The 14,875-nt window shown below is 54.1% G+C and carries 18 protein-coding genes, 1 CRISPR repeat array and 1 other annotated feature (1 of these 20 running past the window's edge); all 18 genes read left to right on the top strand.

All coding sequences use genetic code 11. From position 1 onward, the window contains the following. Positions 1–1,056: a CRISPR direct-repeat array (repeat unit 33 nt; unit sequence GTCTCATCCCGTTTGGGATGAGTGGATTGAAAT); it reaches 4,105 nt to the left of the window's first position. Positions 1,057–1,185: 129 nt separating this feature from the next. Beyond that, positions 1,186–1,416 (top strand) — a binding site (T-box leader). Positions 1,417–1,486: 70 nt separating this feature from the next. The 18 genes from ABNS49_RS04520 (at position 1,487) to ABNS49_RS04435 (ending at position 14,853) form a co-directional block, all read left to right on the top strand. Beyond that, positions 1,487–3,154 (top strand): 2-isopropylmalate synthase, encoded by a 1,668-nt coding sequence (locus ABNS49_RS04520; protein WP_135981229.1) that lies wholly within the window; start codon positions 1,487–1,489, stop codon positions 3,152–3,154. A gap of 4 nt (positions 3,155–3,158) precedes the next feature. Continuing rightward, positions 3,159–4,418, top strand: a complete 1,260-nt coding sequence (gene leuC / locus ABNS49_RS04515; RefSeq protein WP_135981228.1) for a 3-isopropylmalate dehydratase large subunit — start codon at positions 3,159–3,161, stop codon at positions 4,416–4,418. Positions 4,419–4,423: 5 nt separating this feature from the next. Beyond that, entirely contained in the window at positions 4,424–4,918 is a 495-nt protein-coding gene (gene leuD, locus ABNS49_RS04510) for a 3-isopropylmalate dehydratase small subunit (RefSeq protein ID WP_135981227.1), read from the top strand. After that, a complete protein-coding gene (leuB, locus tag ABNS49_RS04505) occupies positions 4,915–5,991 on the top strand; it encodes a 3-isopropylmalate dehydrogenase (protein ID WP_135981226.1) in 1,077 nt (358 codons plus the stop codon). The genes leuD and leuB overlap by 4 nt, the downstream gene beginning before the upstream one ends. Before the next feature lie 71 nt (positions 5,992–6,062). After that, on the top strand, positions 6,063–6,377 hold the full coding sequence (locus ABNS49_RS04500; protein ID WP_135981225.1) for a PadR family transcriptional regulator: 315 nt from the start codon (positions 6,063–6,065) through the stop codon (positions 6,375–6,377). After that, complete coding sequence (locus ABNS49_RS04495) at positions 6,374–6,988, top strand: DUF1700 domain-containing protein (protein WP_135981224.1); 615 nt, start codon at positions 6,374–6,376, stop codon at positions 6,986–6,988. Before ABNS49_RS04500 ends, ABNS49_RS04495 begins: the two co-directional genes overlap by 4 nt. A gap of 1 nt (position 6,989) precedes the next feature. Further along, a complete protein-coding gene (locus tag ABNS49_RS04490; RefSeq protein WP_135981223.1) occupies positions 6,990–7,766 on the top strand; it encodes a DUF4097 family beta strand repeat-containing protein in 777 nt (258 codons plus the stop codon). A gap of 1 nt (position 7,767) precedes the next feature. Next, positions 7,768–8,262 (top strand): GNAT family N-acetyltransferase, encoded by a 495-nt coding sequence (locus ABNS49_RS04485; RefSeq protein ID WP_135981222.1) that lies wholly within the window; start codon positions 7,768–7,770, stop codon positions 8,260–8,262. Between the two features lie 118 nt (positions 8,263–8,380). Then, positions 8,381–9,145 carry an SDR family oxidoreductase gene (locus ABNS49_RS04480; protein WP_135981221.1) on the top strand — a complete coding sequence of 255 codons (765 nt, stop codon included), beginning with the start codon at positions 8,381–8,383 and terminating at the stop codon, positions 9,143–9,145. Positions 9,146–9,160: 15 nt separating this feature from the next. Further along, positions 9,161–9,997, top strand: a complete 837-nt coding sequence (locus ABNS49_RS04475) for an alpha/beta hydrolase-fold protein (RefSeq protein WP_135981220.1) — start codon at positions 9,161–9,163, stop codon at positions 9,995–9,997. Continuing rightward, positions 9,994–10,881 (top strand): Cof-type HAD-IIB family hydrolase, encoded by an 888-nt coding sequence (locus tag ABNS49_RS04470; RefSeq protein WP_135981219.1) that lies wholly within the window; start codon positions 9,994–9,996, stop codon positions 10,879–10,881. The genes ABNS49_RS04475 and ABNS49_RS04470 overlap by 4 nt, the downstream gene beginning before the upstream one ends. Before the next feature lie 51 nt (positions 10,882–10,932). After that, positions 10,933–11,175 carry a hypothetical protein gene (locus tag ABNS49_RS04465; RefSeq protein ID WP_135981218.1) on the top strand — a complete coding sequence of 81 codons (243 nt, stop codon included), beginning with the start codon at positions 10,933–10,935 and terminating at the stop codon, positions 11,173–11,175. Between the two features lie 105 nt (positions 11,176–11,280). Then, entirely contained in the window at positions 11,281–11,607 is a 327-nt protein-coding gene (locus ABNS49_RS04460; RefSeq protein WP_135981217.1) for a helix-turn-helix transcriptional regulator, read from the top strand. Continuing rightward, positions 11,594–12,304, top strand: coding sequence for a DUF2812 domain-containing protein (locus ABNS49_RS04455; protein WP_135981216.1), 711 nt, complete (start codon positions 11,594–11,596; stop codon positions 12,302–12,304). The genes ABNS49_RS04460 and ABNS49_RS04455 overlap by 14 nt, the downstream gene beginning before the upstream one ends. Before the next feature lie 36 nt (positions 12,305–12,340). Then, positions 12,341–12,667 carry an antibiotic biosynthesis monooxygenase gene (locus ABNS49_RS04450; RefSeq protein WP_135981215.1) on the top strand — a complete coding sequence of 109 codons (327 nt, stop codon included), beginning with the start codon at positions 12,341–12,343 and terminating at the stop codon, positions 12,665–12,667. Then, positions 12,664–12,984 (top strand): nucleotide pyrophosphohydrolase, encoded by a 321-nt coding sequence (locus ABNS49_RS04445; protein WP_135981214.1) that lies wholly within the window; start codon positions 12,664–12,666, stop codon positions 12,982–12,984. Before ABNS49_RS04450 ends, ABNS49_RS04445 begins: the two co-directional genes overlap by 4 nt. Before the next feature lie 97 nt (positions 12,985–13,081). After that, positions 13,082–13,921 (top strand): HAD family hydrolase, encoded by an 840-nt coding sequence (locus ABNS49_RS04440; RefSeq protein WP_135981213.1) that lies wholly within the window; start codon positions 13,082–13,084, stop codon positions 13,919–13,921. A 14-nt stretch (positions 13,922–13,935) separates the two neighbouring features. Then, entirely contained in the window at positions 13,936–14,853 is a 918-nt protein-coding gene (locus ABNS49_RS04435; protein ID WP_135981212.1) for a ribokinase, read from the top strand. Positions 14,854–14,875 lie beyond the last annotated feature (22 nt).

The raw sequence follows: 14,875 nt of genomic DNA, 5'->3' as shown, positions 1-14,875 counted from the left end.
ACGATTCCCAATTGTCTCATCCCGTTTGGGATGAGTGGATTGAAATGCCCATGCACAGAAGATATTTGGTCGTTTCCATATGTCTCATCCCGTTTGGGATGAGTGGATTGAAATAAACGGGCTATTGTCAATGATGATTACATCGTAAGTCTCATCCCGTTTGGGATGAGTGGATTGAAATTCATACCGCGCGAACCAAAGGACTCTACAAAGTCGTCTCATCCCGTTTGGGATGAGTGGATTGAAATATAATAGCAGTTGCGAAATATATTGATCTTGAACTGTCTCATCCCGTTTGGGATGAGTGGATTGAAATCAATATTTTGCATCGCCTTCAATTCGATTTGACAGTCTCATCCCGTTTGGGATGAGTGGATTGAAATACAAAGAAAGGATATAAAATTGAAATTCGTGACGTCTCATCCCGTTTGGGATGAGTGGATTGAAATTAACACATCCGTATAACTATTTTTCTTTAAAAAGTCTCATCCCGTTTGGGATGAGTGGATTGAAATATCGTATAAAGTACAATCACACGGAGCATATAATGTCTCATCCCGTTTGGGATGAGTGGATTGAAATGATATGGTACAGATGCAAGGCATCAATACACAACAGGTCTCATCCCGTTTGGGATGAGTGGATTGAAATTTCCATATTTACGATGAAGAAGTCCAAGCGTTAGCAGTCTCATCCCGTTTGGGATGAGTGGATTGAAATATTGGATGTGTTTATCCACGTGGGGAAGAGTCGGTCTCATCCCGTTTGGGATGAGTGGATTGAAATCAATAGAAGATCCAAGCGAGAGTATCGAACAACTGTCTCATCCCGTTTGGGATGAGTGGATTGAAATTGAGTATGGTACGGGAACAGTGCAGGTACTGCGTCAGTCTCATCCCGTTTGGGATGAGTGGATTGAAATAGGTACCGGGCAGACCTCAAATACAAGATAATCGGTCTCATCCCGTTTGGGATGAGTGGATTGAAATATGGAGCAGGCGACATCCTTTTTGGCCGGCTTGAGTCTCATCCCGTTTGGAACTTAAGTGAGTCAGAAATGGAACCATTTAAAAAGGAGAATGAAACATATTTATAAATTTTCAGAAAACCTCTTGACTTTGTTACATTCCTTTTCTATGATAAATATACTTGTTGGATTGAAAGAAATAGGAAAAGTACATCCACACAAACGCGAAGAAAAGGAAAAGAGTCGAGGCCGGTTTCATAGAGAGCTGTTGTTTTGGTGAAAGACAGAAAACCCAAGTCGATTCCACTCACCTTGGAGCGGATGAAGCGAAACCAGTAGTTTCATACGGAGCCCCGCCGTTAAAAGGGAAGCAGTTGTTGGACTGTAAAGAGGTCATGGATATGGCAAAGAGAGTGGTACCGCGGGTAGTAAATCAACTCGTCTCTCAAGGTGAAAACCTTGAAGACGGGCTTTTTTTATATCCCGGTCTTTAAGGGAAAGATTAGGAGGAAAAACGAAATGATGGATGCAAACAAGTACAAGCCAGGTTATTTTCCGCCACAGGAAAATGAATATCGCTGGGTGAAAAAGGACCACATTGAACACGCCCCGATGTGGTGTTCCGTCGATTTGCGCGACGGCAACCAGGCCCTCGTCGTTCCAATGGATCTGGAAGAAAAACTCGAATTTTATCAAATGCTGCTGGAAATCGGCTTCAAGGAAATCGAAGTCGGGTTCCCCGCCGCTTCCGAAACCGAATATGAATTTTTACGCACATTGATCGACCACGACCTCATCCCCGACGACGTGACGATCCAGGTGCTCACCCAGTGCCGCGACCACATCATTCGCAAAACGTTCGAAGCCGTCAAAGGCGCGCCCCGCGCGGTGATCCACTTTTACAATTCCACCTCGCTGGCCCAGCGCGAGCAGGTGTTTAAAAAATCAAAAGAGGAAATCAAGCAAATCGCCATCGAAGGCGCCAGACTCGTTAAAAAATTGTCGCAGGAATACGAAGGCAATTTCCTGTTCGAATACTCGCCCGAAAGCTTCACCGGCACCGAAACCGACTACGCACTGGAAGTGTGCAACGCCGTACTCGACGTCATGCAGCCAACCCCGGACCGGCCGATGATCATCAATCTGCCCGTCACCGTCGAAATGTCGCTGCCACACGTCTACGCCAACCAAATCGAATACTGCTCGGACCGCTTAAAATACCGGGACGCCGTCATCCTCTCCACGCATCCGCATAACGACCGGGGAACCGGCGTCGCCGACACCGAGCTCGCCCTGCTCGCCGGCGCCCAGCGCGTCGAATGCTGCCTGTTTGGCAACGGAGAGCGCACCGGCAACGTCGACGCGATCACGCTGGCGATGAACATGTACACCCACGGCGTCGATCCAAAACTCGACTTCTCGAACATGCCATCCATTGTCGAACGCTACGAGCGCCTGACCCGGATGCACGTCTCGCCAAGACAGCCCTACGCCGGCCAGCTCGTGTTCGCCGCCTTCTCCGGCTCCCATCAGGACGCCATCGCCAAAGGCATGAAATGGCGGGAAGACAAAGAGCTGCTCGAATGGAGCGTGCCATACATCCCGCTCGATCCGCACGACGTGTCCAGAACGTACGACAGCGATGTCATCCGCATTAATTCCCAATCCGGAAAAGGCGGCATCGGTTACATCCTCGAAACGTCTTACGGCTACACGCTGCCGCCAAAAATGCGTGAACATTTCGGCTATACCGTCAAAAGCGTCAGCGACCACGCCCACAAGGAACTCAGTCCCGAGGAAGTGCTCGAAATCTTTGAAAAGACGTACGTCAACAAAGACCATCCGGTATATGTCCGTGAAGCGCACTTCAAACAAGGACGCATGACCGAAGCGACCGTGACCGCGCTCATCGGCGGCCGCAAAATCGAACTCGTCGCCGTCGGAAACGGACGTCTGGACGCCGTGTGCAACGCCCTGAAAGAAGGACTTGGCGTTTCCTTTACGCTTCAAAGCTACAACGAGCACTCGCTCGATCAAGGCTCGCACTCCCGCGCCGCCGGCTACGTCGGCATCGCCTGGGAAGACGGCCACTACACATGGGGCGCCGGAACCGACACCGACATCATCCGCGCCAGCATCAAGGCGCTCGTGAGCGCCATCAACAACGGTTTGAAAGAGGAGGAATAGGATTATGCCAATGACAATGACCCAAAAAATACTGGCCGCGCACGCCGGACTGGACGAAGTCAAAGCCGGCCAGCTCATCGAAGTCAAGCTCGACAGCGTGCTTGGCAACGACATCACGACACCCGTCGCCATCCGCGAATTTGACAAAGCCGGATTCGACAAAGTGTACGACAACGAGAAAATCAACATCGTACTCGACCACTTTGTTCCAAACAAAGACATCAAAGCCGCCCAGCAGTCCGCCGCCTGCCGCCAGTTCGCCAACCGCTTCGACATCAAAAATTTCTTCGATGTCGGAAAAATGGGCATCGAACACGCCCTTCTCCCCGAGCAGGGCCTCGTGACCGCCGGCGACTGTATCATCGGCGCCGACTCCCACACATGCACGTACGGAGCGCTTGGCGCGTTTTCCACCGGCGTCGGCTCCACCGACATGGCCTACGGCATGGCGACCGGCGAGGCGTGGTTCAAAGTGCCCGCCGCGATCCGCGTCGTGCTCACCGGCAAGCTGCCAAAATATGTGAACGGCAAAGACGTGATCCTGCATTTGATTGGTGAAATCGGCGTCGACGGCGCGTTGTATGAATCGCTCGAATTTACCGGCGAAGGCGTCGCGTCGCTCTCCATGGACGACCGTCTTTCCATCTGCAACATGGCGATCGAAGCCGGCGCCAAAAACGGTATTTTCCCCGTCGACGACGTGACCATCGCGTATTTGACCGGCCGCTCGAAACGGCCGTGGACCGTGTACGAAGCCGATCCGGACGCCGAATATGCGCGAACAATCGAAATCGACTTGTCCACGCTCGAGCCAACCGTCGCCTATCCGCACTTGCCGGAAAATACCCATACCGCAAAGGAAGGCAGCGCGATCGCCATCGACCAGGTCGTCATTGGCAGCTGCACGAACGGCCGCCTCGAAGATATGGAAGCCGCGTACCAGATTTTGAACGGAAAACAAGTCGCCGATGGCGTGCGCGTCATCATCATTCCGGCTACGATGCAAATTTACAAAGAATGCATCCGGCGCGGGTACACCGAAGCGTTCATCGACGCCGGCTGCGTCGTGTCGACGCCGACATGCGGGCCGTGCCTTGGTGGCTACATGGGCATTTTGGCCGAAAACGAACGCTGCATCTCCACGACGAACCGCAACTTTGTCGGCCGCATGGGCCACACAAGCTCCGAAGTGTACTTGGCCAGCCCGTACACGGCTGCGGCCAGCGCGCTCACCGGGTACATTACCGATCCAAGAGAGGAATGAGAATTATGGAAAACGTACAAGGAAAAGCATTTCAATTCAAAGACAACGTCGACACCGACGTCATCATTCCGGCCCGCTATTTAAACACGCCGGACGCCAAAGAACTCGCGCTTCACTGCATGGAGGACATCGACCCGGATTTTGTCAAGCAGGTGCGCTCCAACGACGTGATCGTCGCCGGATGGAACTTTGGCTGCGGCTCATCCAGAGAGCACGCGCCCCTCGCCATCAAGACAGCCGGGGTGGGCTGCGTCATCGCCAAAAGCTTCGCCCGCATCTTTTACCGCAACGCCATCAACATCGGCCTGCCGATTCTTGAATGCGAGGAGGCGGCCGACGCGATCGCGCCCGGCGACGAAGTGCACGTCGATTTCAAGACCGGCTTGATTACCGATTTGACCCAAAACAAAACGTGGCAGGCCGAACCGTTTCCGCCATTTATTCAACGCATTATCGACGCGGGCGGCCTCATGATGTCGTTGCGGGAGGAAAACGCATGAAAAAGAAAATTGGTGTGATCTGGGGCGATGGCTCCTCGCCCGAAATCGTCCGGGAGGCAATCGCGGTTCTCGATACGATCGCGAACAAGTACGGACACGAATTCGAATACACAAAGATCCTGATGGGCGGGGAAGCCATCGACGTCATGGGCGAGCCATTGCCGCAAAGCCAGCTCGACTTATGCCGCGCGCAGGATTCCGTGCTGCTTGGCGCCATCGGCGGTCCGAAATGGGAAGGCCTTCCCGGCGAGAAGCGACCGGAAAAAGGGCTGCTTGCCTTACGGGCCGGCATGGGCTTGTATGCCAACAACCGGCCGGCCAAAATCTGGCCTCAGCTCGCCGACGCCTCGCCGTTAAAAAAGGAAATCGTCGATCAGGGTATCGACTTTCTGATCGTGCGCGAGCTTATTGGCGGCGCGTATTTTGGCGAACACAAGCAGTTTGAGCAAAACGGGGAGCTTTGCGCCATCGACACGATGCCGTACTCGGAACATGAAATCGAGCGCATCGGCCGCATCGGATTCGAAACCGCGCGCAAACGCCGGAAAAAACTGTGCATGGTCGACAAACACAACGTGCTCGAAACGTCGCGTCTGTGGGTGAAGGTGTTCGACCGGTTGAAGGAAGACTATCCCGATGTCGAATACTCGACGATGTTTGTCGACAACTGCGCGATGCAAATCTGCAAAAATCCGGCCCAGTTCGACGTCATCGTGACGGAAAACCTGTTTGGCGACATCCTGAGCGACGAAGCGAGCGAAATTACCGGCAGCATTGGCATGATTCCAAGCTCCTCGCTTGGAAAGACGACCAACGGCTTGTACGAGCCGATCCATGGCTCGGCGCCCGATATTGCCGGAAAAAACATCGTCAATCCGATCGCGTGCATTTTGTCCGCCGCGATGATGCTTCGCTATTCGTTTGACATGGCCAGGGAAGCGGACGACATTGAGAAAGCCGTTGGCGCGGTGCTGGATCAGGGCCTGCGCACAGCCGACATGATGAGCGAGGGCATGATTCCGGTTGGAACGAAGGAAATGGGCGCGGCGATTCGCGCGAACATCGAAGTATAGGGAAATTCTCTATACTTTTTTCTTGCAAATAATATTATATGAAATATAATATAGTTAAAGGAGATAATATTATGGGATTTCAATATGGAGGAACCATTCTCGACTTGTGCGTCCTCGCTCTTGTATCCAAGGAAGACACGTACGGCTACAAGCTGACGCACGAAGTGAAAGAAACGTTGAATGTTTCCGAGTCGACGCTCTATCCGGTTTTGCGTCGTCTAACCAAGGAACAGTGCCTGTCCACGTACGACAAACCGTTTGATGGCCGCAATCGCCGGTATTACACGATTACCCCGCAAGGACGGGACCGGCTGAAAGCGTACGAACGCGACTGGAAAGCGTACATTCGGAAAGTGGAGGACATTTTGGAAAGGAGCCATGTATGACAAAACAACAATATATCCAAATCGTGCAGTACCAGCTCAATGGACTGGACGTCAAGGACGTCTCGGACGCGCTCGTGTACTTAAACGAATATTTCGAGGAAGCCGGTCCCGAGCATGAGCAGGACGTCATCGCCGAGCTGGGGGCGCCGGAAAAATACGCCGCCATCATCCGCGCGGATCTGGCCGCCAACGTGCCGCCTCGCATTCCCAACGCCGCAAGACAGCCGCAGCCGCAGTCAGCCCATTCGGCATGGAAGACGATTGGCGTCATCGTGCTGGGCATCTTCGCCCTCCCCATCGCGCTTCCGCTCGCGATCGCCGCGCTAGCACTCGTATTCGCCGCCATCGTCACGGTGCTCGCGCTGTTGTTTTCGCTGGGCATGGTGCTTCTGGCGCTCATCCTCGCGTTTTTCCTGTGCGTCTATCAGTTCGTGATGACGCTAGGAACCGACTTCATGGTTTCCATCTTCCTGCTGGGAATCATTTTGACAAGTGTCGGCGCGGTCATTCTCGTGTTTCTGGCTATCGGCTGGATCGTCAAAGTCGGTTTTCCGGCTTTGTCGCGCGGCATCGCCCGCCTGTATCGCAAATTGAGAAATCGAGGTGAATGAGATGAAACATAAAAAACTATGCATTGCCGGCATCGTCTGCGTGTTGAGCGGACTGCTGTTGTGCGCCATCGCCTACCGCAGCCGCGGGCCGGAACTGTTCGCGTACACGACGATTCGAAGCGACGGCAAACTGGGAAATGAAAACCATGGCGAACACCATACGTACGACATCGAAGGCGACTTTACGACATACAAGCTCGACGCGAACATTGGCGAAGTGGAAATCGTACGCGGCGACCGGTTCTCCATTGAAACGTGGAATTTGCCGGGTCTGGACGAAAAAGGCGGCACGCTGGAGTGGAGCGCCACGACCAAGGGAACGACGTATACGAACACCCTGACATCAAAAAAGGATGTCGTGTTCCATGATCTCGACCCGCGAATCCGGATCACCTTGCCAAAAACGGTGCGGACGGTCGATGTTAAAAACAACCTCGGCTCCGTTCAGCTGGAAAACCTGACGCTGGCGCATTGTGTTGTCGACGCCAACATGGGCAACGTGGAAGTGAAAAACAGCCAGTTCGACGAAGCGACGCTCGATTTGGATATGGGCTCGCTTGATTTCGACGGCATCGTGAAAAAGACGATGACTGTGGACTGCGGCATGGGCGACGTGGATCTCGCTCTGCTCGACAAACCGGAAAACTACACGATCGAGGCGGATTGCGACATGGGCGAAGTCGACATGGACGGCGATGAACACCATCCTCATCACGGGCCGGCGCTTGTGCAAATCGACGTCAACATGGGCAATGTGGACGTGTCGTTTGGAGGCTAGCATGATCCGGATTGCCAATCCAACCGATGTGTGCGCCTTAGCCGCCATCGAAGCCGCGTGCTTTCCGGTGGCGGAAGCCGCGACACCGGAACAAATCGCCCGGCGCGTCGAACAGTTTGGTCCTTACTTTCTCGTCCAGCAAATGGAAGGACAGATCGTCGGCTTCGTGAATGGAATGTGCACCAACGAACCCGACTTGCGCGACGCGATGTACGAGGACGCCGGTCTTCATGATCCGGATGGAAACCATGTGATGATTTTCGGCTTGGACACCCTGCCGGGGTGGCAGCATCAAGGTGTGGCCAAAACGCTGATGCGTTCCTTGATCGAACAGGCAAAACGCGACCGCAAAACATCCATCGTGCTGACGTGTAAAAAGCGGCTCGTTTCCTTTTACGAGCAGTTTGGCTACCGTAACGAAGGCCTGTCGGCGTCCACTCATGGCGATGTTGAATGGTTTCAAATGCGGCTGCCATTGCGGCCGGTTAACAAATAAGAAGAGGCAGACAGACGATTTTCTGTCTGTTTTCTTTTGAAAACGCTTTCGTTTTTTCGTGCAATGCACAAAAAATTGAAGTATCATACAATTAATGAAAACAACAGGAGGAAAAACGATGAACAGATTACAAAACAAAGTCGCGATCATTACCGGAGGAAATTCCGGGGTTGGCGCGGCGACGGCCAAACTTTTCGCGCAAGAAGGCGCCAACGTCGTCATCACCGCCCGCCGGGCCGACAAATTAAAGGAGGTGGCGCAAGCCATCGAGGCGAATGGCGGGAACGTCCTGACGGTCACAACCGATATTTCCAAGCTGGAAGACTGCGAGCGTTTAGTCGATGTCGTCAACGAATCGTTTGGATCGGTCGACATTCTTGTCAACAACGCGGGCGTGCTGGAAGAGGGTTTGAAGCCAATCGACAAATTCGAGGACGAGGATCTCGCCCGGCTGCTGCAAACGAATACAATCGGCACGATGGATTTGATGCGCGCCGTGCTTCGCAACGAAAACGGGGAGCGTCCCATCAGCATCGTGAACGTCGACTCGATTGCCGGCCTTCTTGGCTGCGGCGGCGCGGCGTACGTCGCGTCCAAGGCGGCGGTTTTAGGCATTACCAAACACACGGCGCTTCGTTACGCGGGAACCAACATCCGCTGCAACGCCGTATGCCCGGGAACGATCGTAACGCCGATGGTGGCGGGTATGCGGCCGGACAATATGAACATGGATATGTTTTCCCAGATGGCCAAGCACGCGGATTTGAAGGTGCGGCCGTGCCAGCCGGAAGACGTGGCCAATCTCGTCTTGTTTTTGGCAAGCGACGAATCCAAGGCTCTGACCGGCAACGTGCTGACAAGCGATTTTGGCAGTTCGCTTTAGAAAGGAGTTGGGAATATGGCATTTGTGGAAGTGAATTTTTTCTCGCAGGCGCTGCTGCGCCAGACGACGTTCCGGGCGATCATTCCGTGCGACAAGATGTATTTTGACGGCCGGATCCGGCAGGAGAAACCGTTCAAGACGCTGTACTTGCTGCACGGAGTCTTTGGCGACTGCACCGACTGGATTAACGGCACGCGCATCCAGCGCTGGGCGCAGGACCGCAACCTGGCGGTCATCATGCCGTCGGGTGAAAACAAGTTTTACGTCGACCATGAAAAATCAACCGACAAATTTTCGCAGTACATCAAGGAGCTCGTCCTTGTATCCAGAAACATGTTCCATCTTTCACACAAGCGGGAGGACACGTTTATCGCGGGATTGAGCATGGGCGGCTACGGGGCGGTGACCAACGGGTTGAAGTACAGCGACTTGTTTTCGCACATCGCCGGCCTGAGCGCCGCGCTCCAAATCGAGGACTTCGTGCACGCCACGGAAGACGCGCCGATGCCAATCGCGCGCCGTTCGTATTTGGAAAGCGTGTTTGGCGACCTTGACAAGCTGCCTGGCTCCGACAAGGATTTTCGTACGCTGGCCAAAACGCTGGCGAAAAGCGGCAAGCCGCTGCCGAAAATGTATTTGACGTGCGGAACCGAGGACGCGCTCATGACGTGTAACCGCGCGTTCCGGGACGAGCTGGAAGCACTCGGCTACGACGTGACGTGGAGGGAAGGCCCGGGCGGCCATGACTGGGATTTCTGGGACCGCTGGATCCTCGACGTGTTGTCCTGGCTGCCGCTGGACGCGCCGGAGGAAGCGGTGTCGAGCGGCAACGTGCAGGAGAAAGAACAATGAGCAAGGCGATCCTGCTCGATATCGACGGGACGCTGCTCAATTCGAAAAAGGAGCTGACGCCACGCACGAAGGACGCGCTGCTGAAAGCCCAGGCGCAAGGCTGCCGGCTCGTTCTCGCGTCGGGTAGGCCGGTCAACGGGCTGGCGGGCCTGGCAAAAGATTTGAAAATGGATGAATATGGCGGACTGCTTGTCGCCTTCAATGGCGGCATGGTGCTCGACGCCAAAACCGGCGAAGTGCTTTTTGAGCGGGCGATGCGCGTGGAAGAGAGCCAAGCCGTGCTCGAGCATATGAAAAAGTTCGACGTCGTCGTGCTCGTCGACCATGGCGAATACATGTTTACCAACGATGTGTTCAAAACGATTGAGCGGGATGGAAAACCGTTCAACGTCGTCGAATACGAGGCGCGAAGCAACCGGTACCGGTTATGCGAAATAAAGGATCTCGTCGCGTTTGTCGATTTTCCGACCCACAAGATCCTGGTCGCGGGCACGCCTTCGTATTTGCGCGCGCACGCCCAAGAAATGGCCAAACCGTTTGACGGGGTGCTTAACAGTATGTTCACCGCCGATTTTTACTACGAGTTTACCGCCCAAGGCATCGACAAAGCCGAAGCGCTGCGGCAGTCGCTGGACAAGGCGGGGTTTGCCCCAAAGGAGGCGATCGCGTTTGGCGACGCCCAAAACGACGCCTCCATGCTGGCGTGGGCGGGAACCGGCGTGGCCATGGGCAACGCGGTGCCTTCGCTGAAAGCCGCGGCCGATTTTGTGACGGCAAGCAACGACGAGGATGGAATCGCCCGCTATTTGGAAGCCCGGGTGCTGAAAGCCGGTGGAAGCAAAATCGTTGAAAAGCCGACCAATCCTGCTATGATGGAGGCATAAGGAAGATATCGTCGGATATCTCGGACCCGCTTTCCCTGGAATGATTCAGGTATGTTTTCGCTTTCGACCGATCTGGCCCGCGAATCCTTAGGAACGATCCAATCTTATAGCGGAAGCAAAACAATGGTGATGCGTGGCGTCTCGAAATTCGTTCAGAGCACAAGAGGCAACCCGAACTGGCGGACACCGTTTGGCGCAAAAGTCAAACGACAAGGATCGTCAAAATGGGCGCAAAGGCGCCCGGTTGGATTGGACGTTCGAGAAGCAATCATCGGCTCGAAGACAGCAAAATAGTGAGTTGCTGTCTTTTTTTGTTGCGCATTATATCGCTATGCGATATAATGGAGTCAGATATAACGTTAGGCGATATATTGAGCCGCGATAGAAGGAGGAAAGCCAATGAATCCGGATTTGCCATTGACGGAAACGATTTACTATATCCTGCTCGTCCTGCACCGGCCGCTGCATGGATATGGCATCGCCAAAGAGGTGGAGGAACTAACGGCGGGCCGCGTGACACTTGGTGCAGGCACCTTGTATGGAGCGATCAAAAACCTGTCGAAAAAAGGATGGATCCGCGTATACAAGGATGAGGAGGACGCGCGCCGGAAGAAGGAATACATTTTGACGGACGAAGGACGCCGCGTATTTGACGAAGAGCAAAAGCGATTGAAAAAAATGCTGGAAGACGCGAAGAAAGTGAGGGAATCGTATGAGAAAGTTTAAACTGATGTTCGACAAGGACAAGGAAATCGAATGGCTGAACGCCATGTGTCAAAACGGGTGGGCGCTCAAGCGCTTCAAGTACGGCCTCTACACGTTTGAACCGTGCGTGCCGGGCGAATACGTCTTCGATACCGACTTGAACGACAACGTGCTGACGCTCTCCTCCGGGTATCGGGAGCTGCTCAAGGAAATGGACATCGAGTTTCTTTGCTGCTCGGGCTTTTGGTTTCTGGTGCGCCGCAAGGCGTCGTACGGACCGCTCGAACTGTATACCGATTACGAATCGAAGATCGGCCAGTACCGCAAGATCCGCAACATGTTCAAGGCCGTCGCCATCCTGGAGCTTCTTGTCATGTATATGCAGTTGTACGCGTACTGGATGGATCGGGACTGGATCTTTCTGGCGGCGGCGGTTGTGCTGTTTTTGATGTTCTTCACTTTGCTGCGGGGCGCGATCGCGATGAACGAGCGGGTGGAGCAGCTGAAAGCCGCTTCGCAAGGCGGGACGTGGCGCAAAACAAAAAAAGACCGCTGCCTGCTTGTGATCGTGCTCGGCATGCTCATCACATCGGTCGGCGTTCTGGACATTTTCCCGTATCCATTCAACGAGCTGCTGTCGGGCGCCGGTTTCGGAATCGAGCTGGGCGCGCTGTTCGTGCTGCTTCGAACAAAAAATAAATTTTCCGCTTCCGAGTAGATGGTATAATAAACAAAAAGAAAGAGGAGTACGAGGATGAAAATTACGGTGAATTTGTACTACACAGGCCAAAACGGAAGCGCCAGGGCGTTTGTGAAGGAAATGGTTGAATCCGGTGTCGTGGACGCGATTCGAAACGAGGACGGCAACGAGCGCTACGAGTATTTTTTCAGCGCCGACGATCCGGAAACCGTCATGCTGATCGACCAGTGGCGCGATCAGGCTGCCATCGACGCCCACCACGCGTCGTGGATGATGGAAAAGCTAACCGCGCTGCGCGAAAAATACGACTTGCACATGCGCGTCGAGCGCTTTACGCCCATCGAAAACGAAGCGAAGGACGAGCGCTTTATCCGGTCATGAAGGACACGACGAAAGCGCGTATCCGCCGTTTTAGCGAGGAACGGGACTGGGAACAATACCATTCGCCCGCCAATCTGGCCAAGTCGATCGTGATCGAGGCGGCCGAGCTGCTCGAGTGCTTCCAATGGAGCGACACAGATTTCAACGAGGCGCATGTGAAAGAGGAGCTTGCGGATGTGATGGTGTACTGTCAAAACATGCTGGATGCCTTTGGCTGGGACGAGGATGAGATCGTCAACGCGAAAATGACGCAAAACGAGCGCAAGTATCCGGTTGAGAAGGCGCGGGGAAACGCGAAAAAGTATACGGAATTGTAGATGGAGCGAAACAGCGTTCCATCTTTTTTCTAAGCGTTTTCAGGAAGAAGCGATTTTGTTACAATGAGGGTGAAAGTCAAGGAAAAAGGAGGAGAATATGAGCAAAATCGTTTTTTTGGATGTGGATGGCACGCTAATCGACTACTCGGCGCATTGCCCGGCATCCGCGAAGGAAGCCGTGGACAAGGCGCGGGCCAACGGACACAAGGTGTACATTTGCACCGGCTGCTCGAAGGCGGAAATCGAACAGCGCGAGCTGCCGGAACTCGACGGCATGATTGGTGGCAACGGGGCGTATGTGGAGGACGCCGGCGAAGTCGTCATGCATCAAGGCTTGTCAAGAGAGGACGTCAAGCGCATCGTGGACTGGTGCAACGAGCGTCAGCTTGGTTTTTACTTGGAAGCCAACTCGGGCATGTACGCCAACCACTACATGAAAGAGCAGGGGCCGGCGGTCATGTTCCGGTATGGAACGGGCAAGGGCGCCGACGAAATGACCGCCAAGGAAGCGGCGGCTAATTTTGTGAACAGCTTCATTTACGCCGAGGGCGAGGATTTGTATCGCGACGACGTGAACAAGATTAGCTTTATTTTGTCCGACTATCAGGACCATCTCGATTCGAAGACGGAGTTCCCGGATTTGATCGCGAACACGTGGGGCGGCAAAGGAGAACTGGCGCTCTTTGGCGATCTTGGACCGGCCGGCATCACGAAAAAGAAGGCGATCGAAGTGCTGCTCGATCATTTGAACGCGGACCAGAAAGACACCATTTCGTTTGGCGACGCCAAAATCGACTTGTCGATGTTCGAGCTTTGCGCCTACAACGTCGCGATGGGCAACGGTGGTGTGGAAATCAAGGAGGCAGCCGACTACATCACGGACGACGTGAACGAAAACGGGTTGTACAACGCGTTTGAATACTTGAACTTGTTTTAGAAAGAAGGCTTGAAATGGCAGTGTATGTGATTGGTTCGATGAATATCGACATGTTTTTTGACGTGGACCATTTTGTGCGCCCAAAGGAGACGCTGATGCCAGTCCACAGCGAGGTGCTGCCCGGCGGGAAAGGACTCAACCAGGCGTGCGCCTGCGCCAGGGCGGGCGCGAAAACACGGATGGCGGGAAAAGCCGGAAGCGATGGGCAGCTATTGACGGACACGTTGAAGGCGGCGGGCGTCGACACGTCGTTTGTGGACATCCAAAGCGGGGGATTGAGCGGGCGCGCCATCATCCAAAGAGATCCGGACGCGGAAAACTGCATCCTGCTCGTGCCGGGAACCAACCACGATTTTAAGAAAGCCGATTTTGAGCGAATATTGCGTTTTGTGGACAAAGACGACATCGTCCTGATCCAAAACGAGATTTCCAATTTGAAAGATTTGGCGGCCTGCCTGCAAGAAAAAGACTGTTTCGTGGTGTTCAATCCCGCGCCTGTGACCAAAGATATCCCGGACGATCTTTCCTTTGTGTCGTGTCTTGTAGCCAACGAGGTGGAAATCGAGCAGCTGCTGAAAACCACCGGCGATCCGCAAACGTTGTGCGCGCAATGGCAAAACCGGTACCCCGGCTCGTCCATCGTTTTGACGCTGTCGTCGAAAGGATCCTTGTACATGGACGGAAAACGGACGTTGTTCATGCCCGCCTATCGAGTCGAGGCCAAGGACACGACCGGCGCCGGAGACACATACACCGGCTATTATTGCGCCATGCTTGACCAGGGCCGTTCGATCGAGGACGCGCTCCAATACGCTTCAGCCGCGTCGGCGCTGGCGGTGACGCGATCAGGCGCCGCCTCGTCGATTCCGGATCTTGAAGACGTCAAACATATGATCGGGGAAAACGAAAAAATTTCGCCGGTCGCGCTGTAAAAAAGCAGACACACTCGCAGGT

Source organism: uncultured Dubosiella sp. (assembly GCF_964018005.1).
GTDB classification, from domain to species: Bacteria; Bacillota_I; Bacilli_A; order Erysipelotrichales; family Erysipelotrichaceae; genus Dubosiella; species Dubosiella muris.
This window is presented reverse-complemented; position numbering and strand designations above follow the sequence as displayed.

Coding starts and splice junctions, on each gene's coding strand:
- ABNS49_RS04495 (WP_135981224.1), top strand. CDS start 6,374: ATGACAAAACAACAATATATCCAAATCGTGCAGTACCAGCTCAATGGA.
- leuD (WP_135981227.1), top strand. CDS start 4,424: ATGGAAAACGTACAAGGAAAAGCATTTCAATTCAAAGACAACGTCGAC.
- ABNS49_RS04460 (WP_135981217.1), top strand. CDS start 11,281: ATGAATCCGGATTTGCCATTGACGGAAACGATTTACTATATCCTGCTC.
- ABNS49_RS04480 (WP_135981221.1), top strand. CDS start 8,381: ATGAACAGATTACAAAACAAAGTCGCGATCATTACCGGAGGAAATTCC.
- ABNS49_RS04440 (WP_135981213.1), top strand. CDS start 13,082: ATGAGCAAAATCGTTTTTTTGGATGTGGATGGCACGCTAATCGACTAC.
- ABNS49_RS04475 (WP_135981220.1), top strand. CDS start 9,161: ATGGCATTTGTGGAAGTGAATTTTTTCTCGCAGGCGCTGCTGCGCCAG.
- ABNS49_RS04455 (WP_135981216.1), top strand. CDS start 11,594: ATGAGAAAGTTTAAACTGATGTTCGACAAGGACAAGGAAATCGAATGG.
- ABNS49_RS04445 (WP_135981214.1), top strand. CDS start 12,664: ATGAAGGACACGACGAAAGCGCGTATCCGCCGTTTTAGCGAGGAACGG.
- ABNS49_RS04520 (WP_135981229.1), top strand. CDS start 1,487: ATGATGGATGCAAACAAGTACAAGCCAGGTTATTTTCCGCCACAGGAA.
- ABNS49_RS04465 (WP_135981218.1), top strand. CDS start 10,933: ATGTTTTCGCTTTCGACCGATCTGGCCCGCGAATCCTTAGGAACGATC.
- ABNS49_RS04435 (WP_135981212.1), top strand. CDS start 13,936: ATGGCAGTGTATGTGATTGGTTCGATGAATATCGACATGTTTTTTGAC.
- leuB (WP_135981226.1), top strand. CDS start 4,915: ATGAAAAAGAAAATTGGTGTGATCTGGGGCGATGGCTCCTCGCCCGAA.
- ABNS49_RS04500 (WP_135981225.1), top strand. CDS start 6,063: ATGGGATTTCAATATGGAGGAACCATTCTCGACTTGTGCGTCCTCGCT.
- ABNS49_RS04470 (WP_135981219.1), top strand. CDS start 9,994: ATGAGCAAGGCGATCCTGCTCGATATCGACGGGACGCTGCTCAATTCG.
- leuC (WP_135981228.1), top strand. CDS start 3,159: ATGCCAATGACAATGACCCAAAAAATACTGGCCGCGCACGCCGGACTG.
- ABNS49_RS04490 (WP_135981223.1), top strand. CDS start 6,990: ATGAAACATAAAAAACTATGCATTGCCGGCATCGTCTGCGTGTTGAGC.
- ABNS49_RS04450 (WP_135981215.1), top strand. CDS start 12,341: ATGAAAATTACGGTGAATTTGTACTACACAGGCCAAAACGGAAGCGCC.
- ABNS49_RS04485 (WP_135981222.1), top strand. CDS start 7,768: ATGATCCGGATTGCCAATCCAACCGATGTGTGCGCCTTAGCCGCCATC.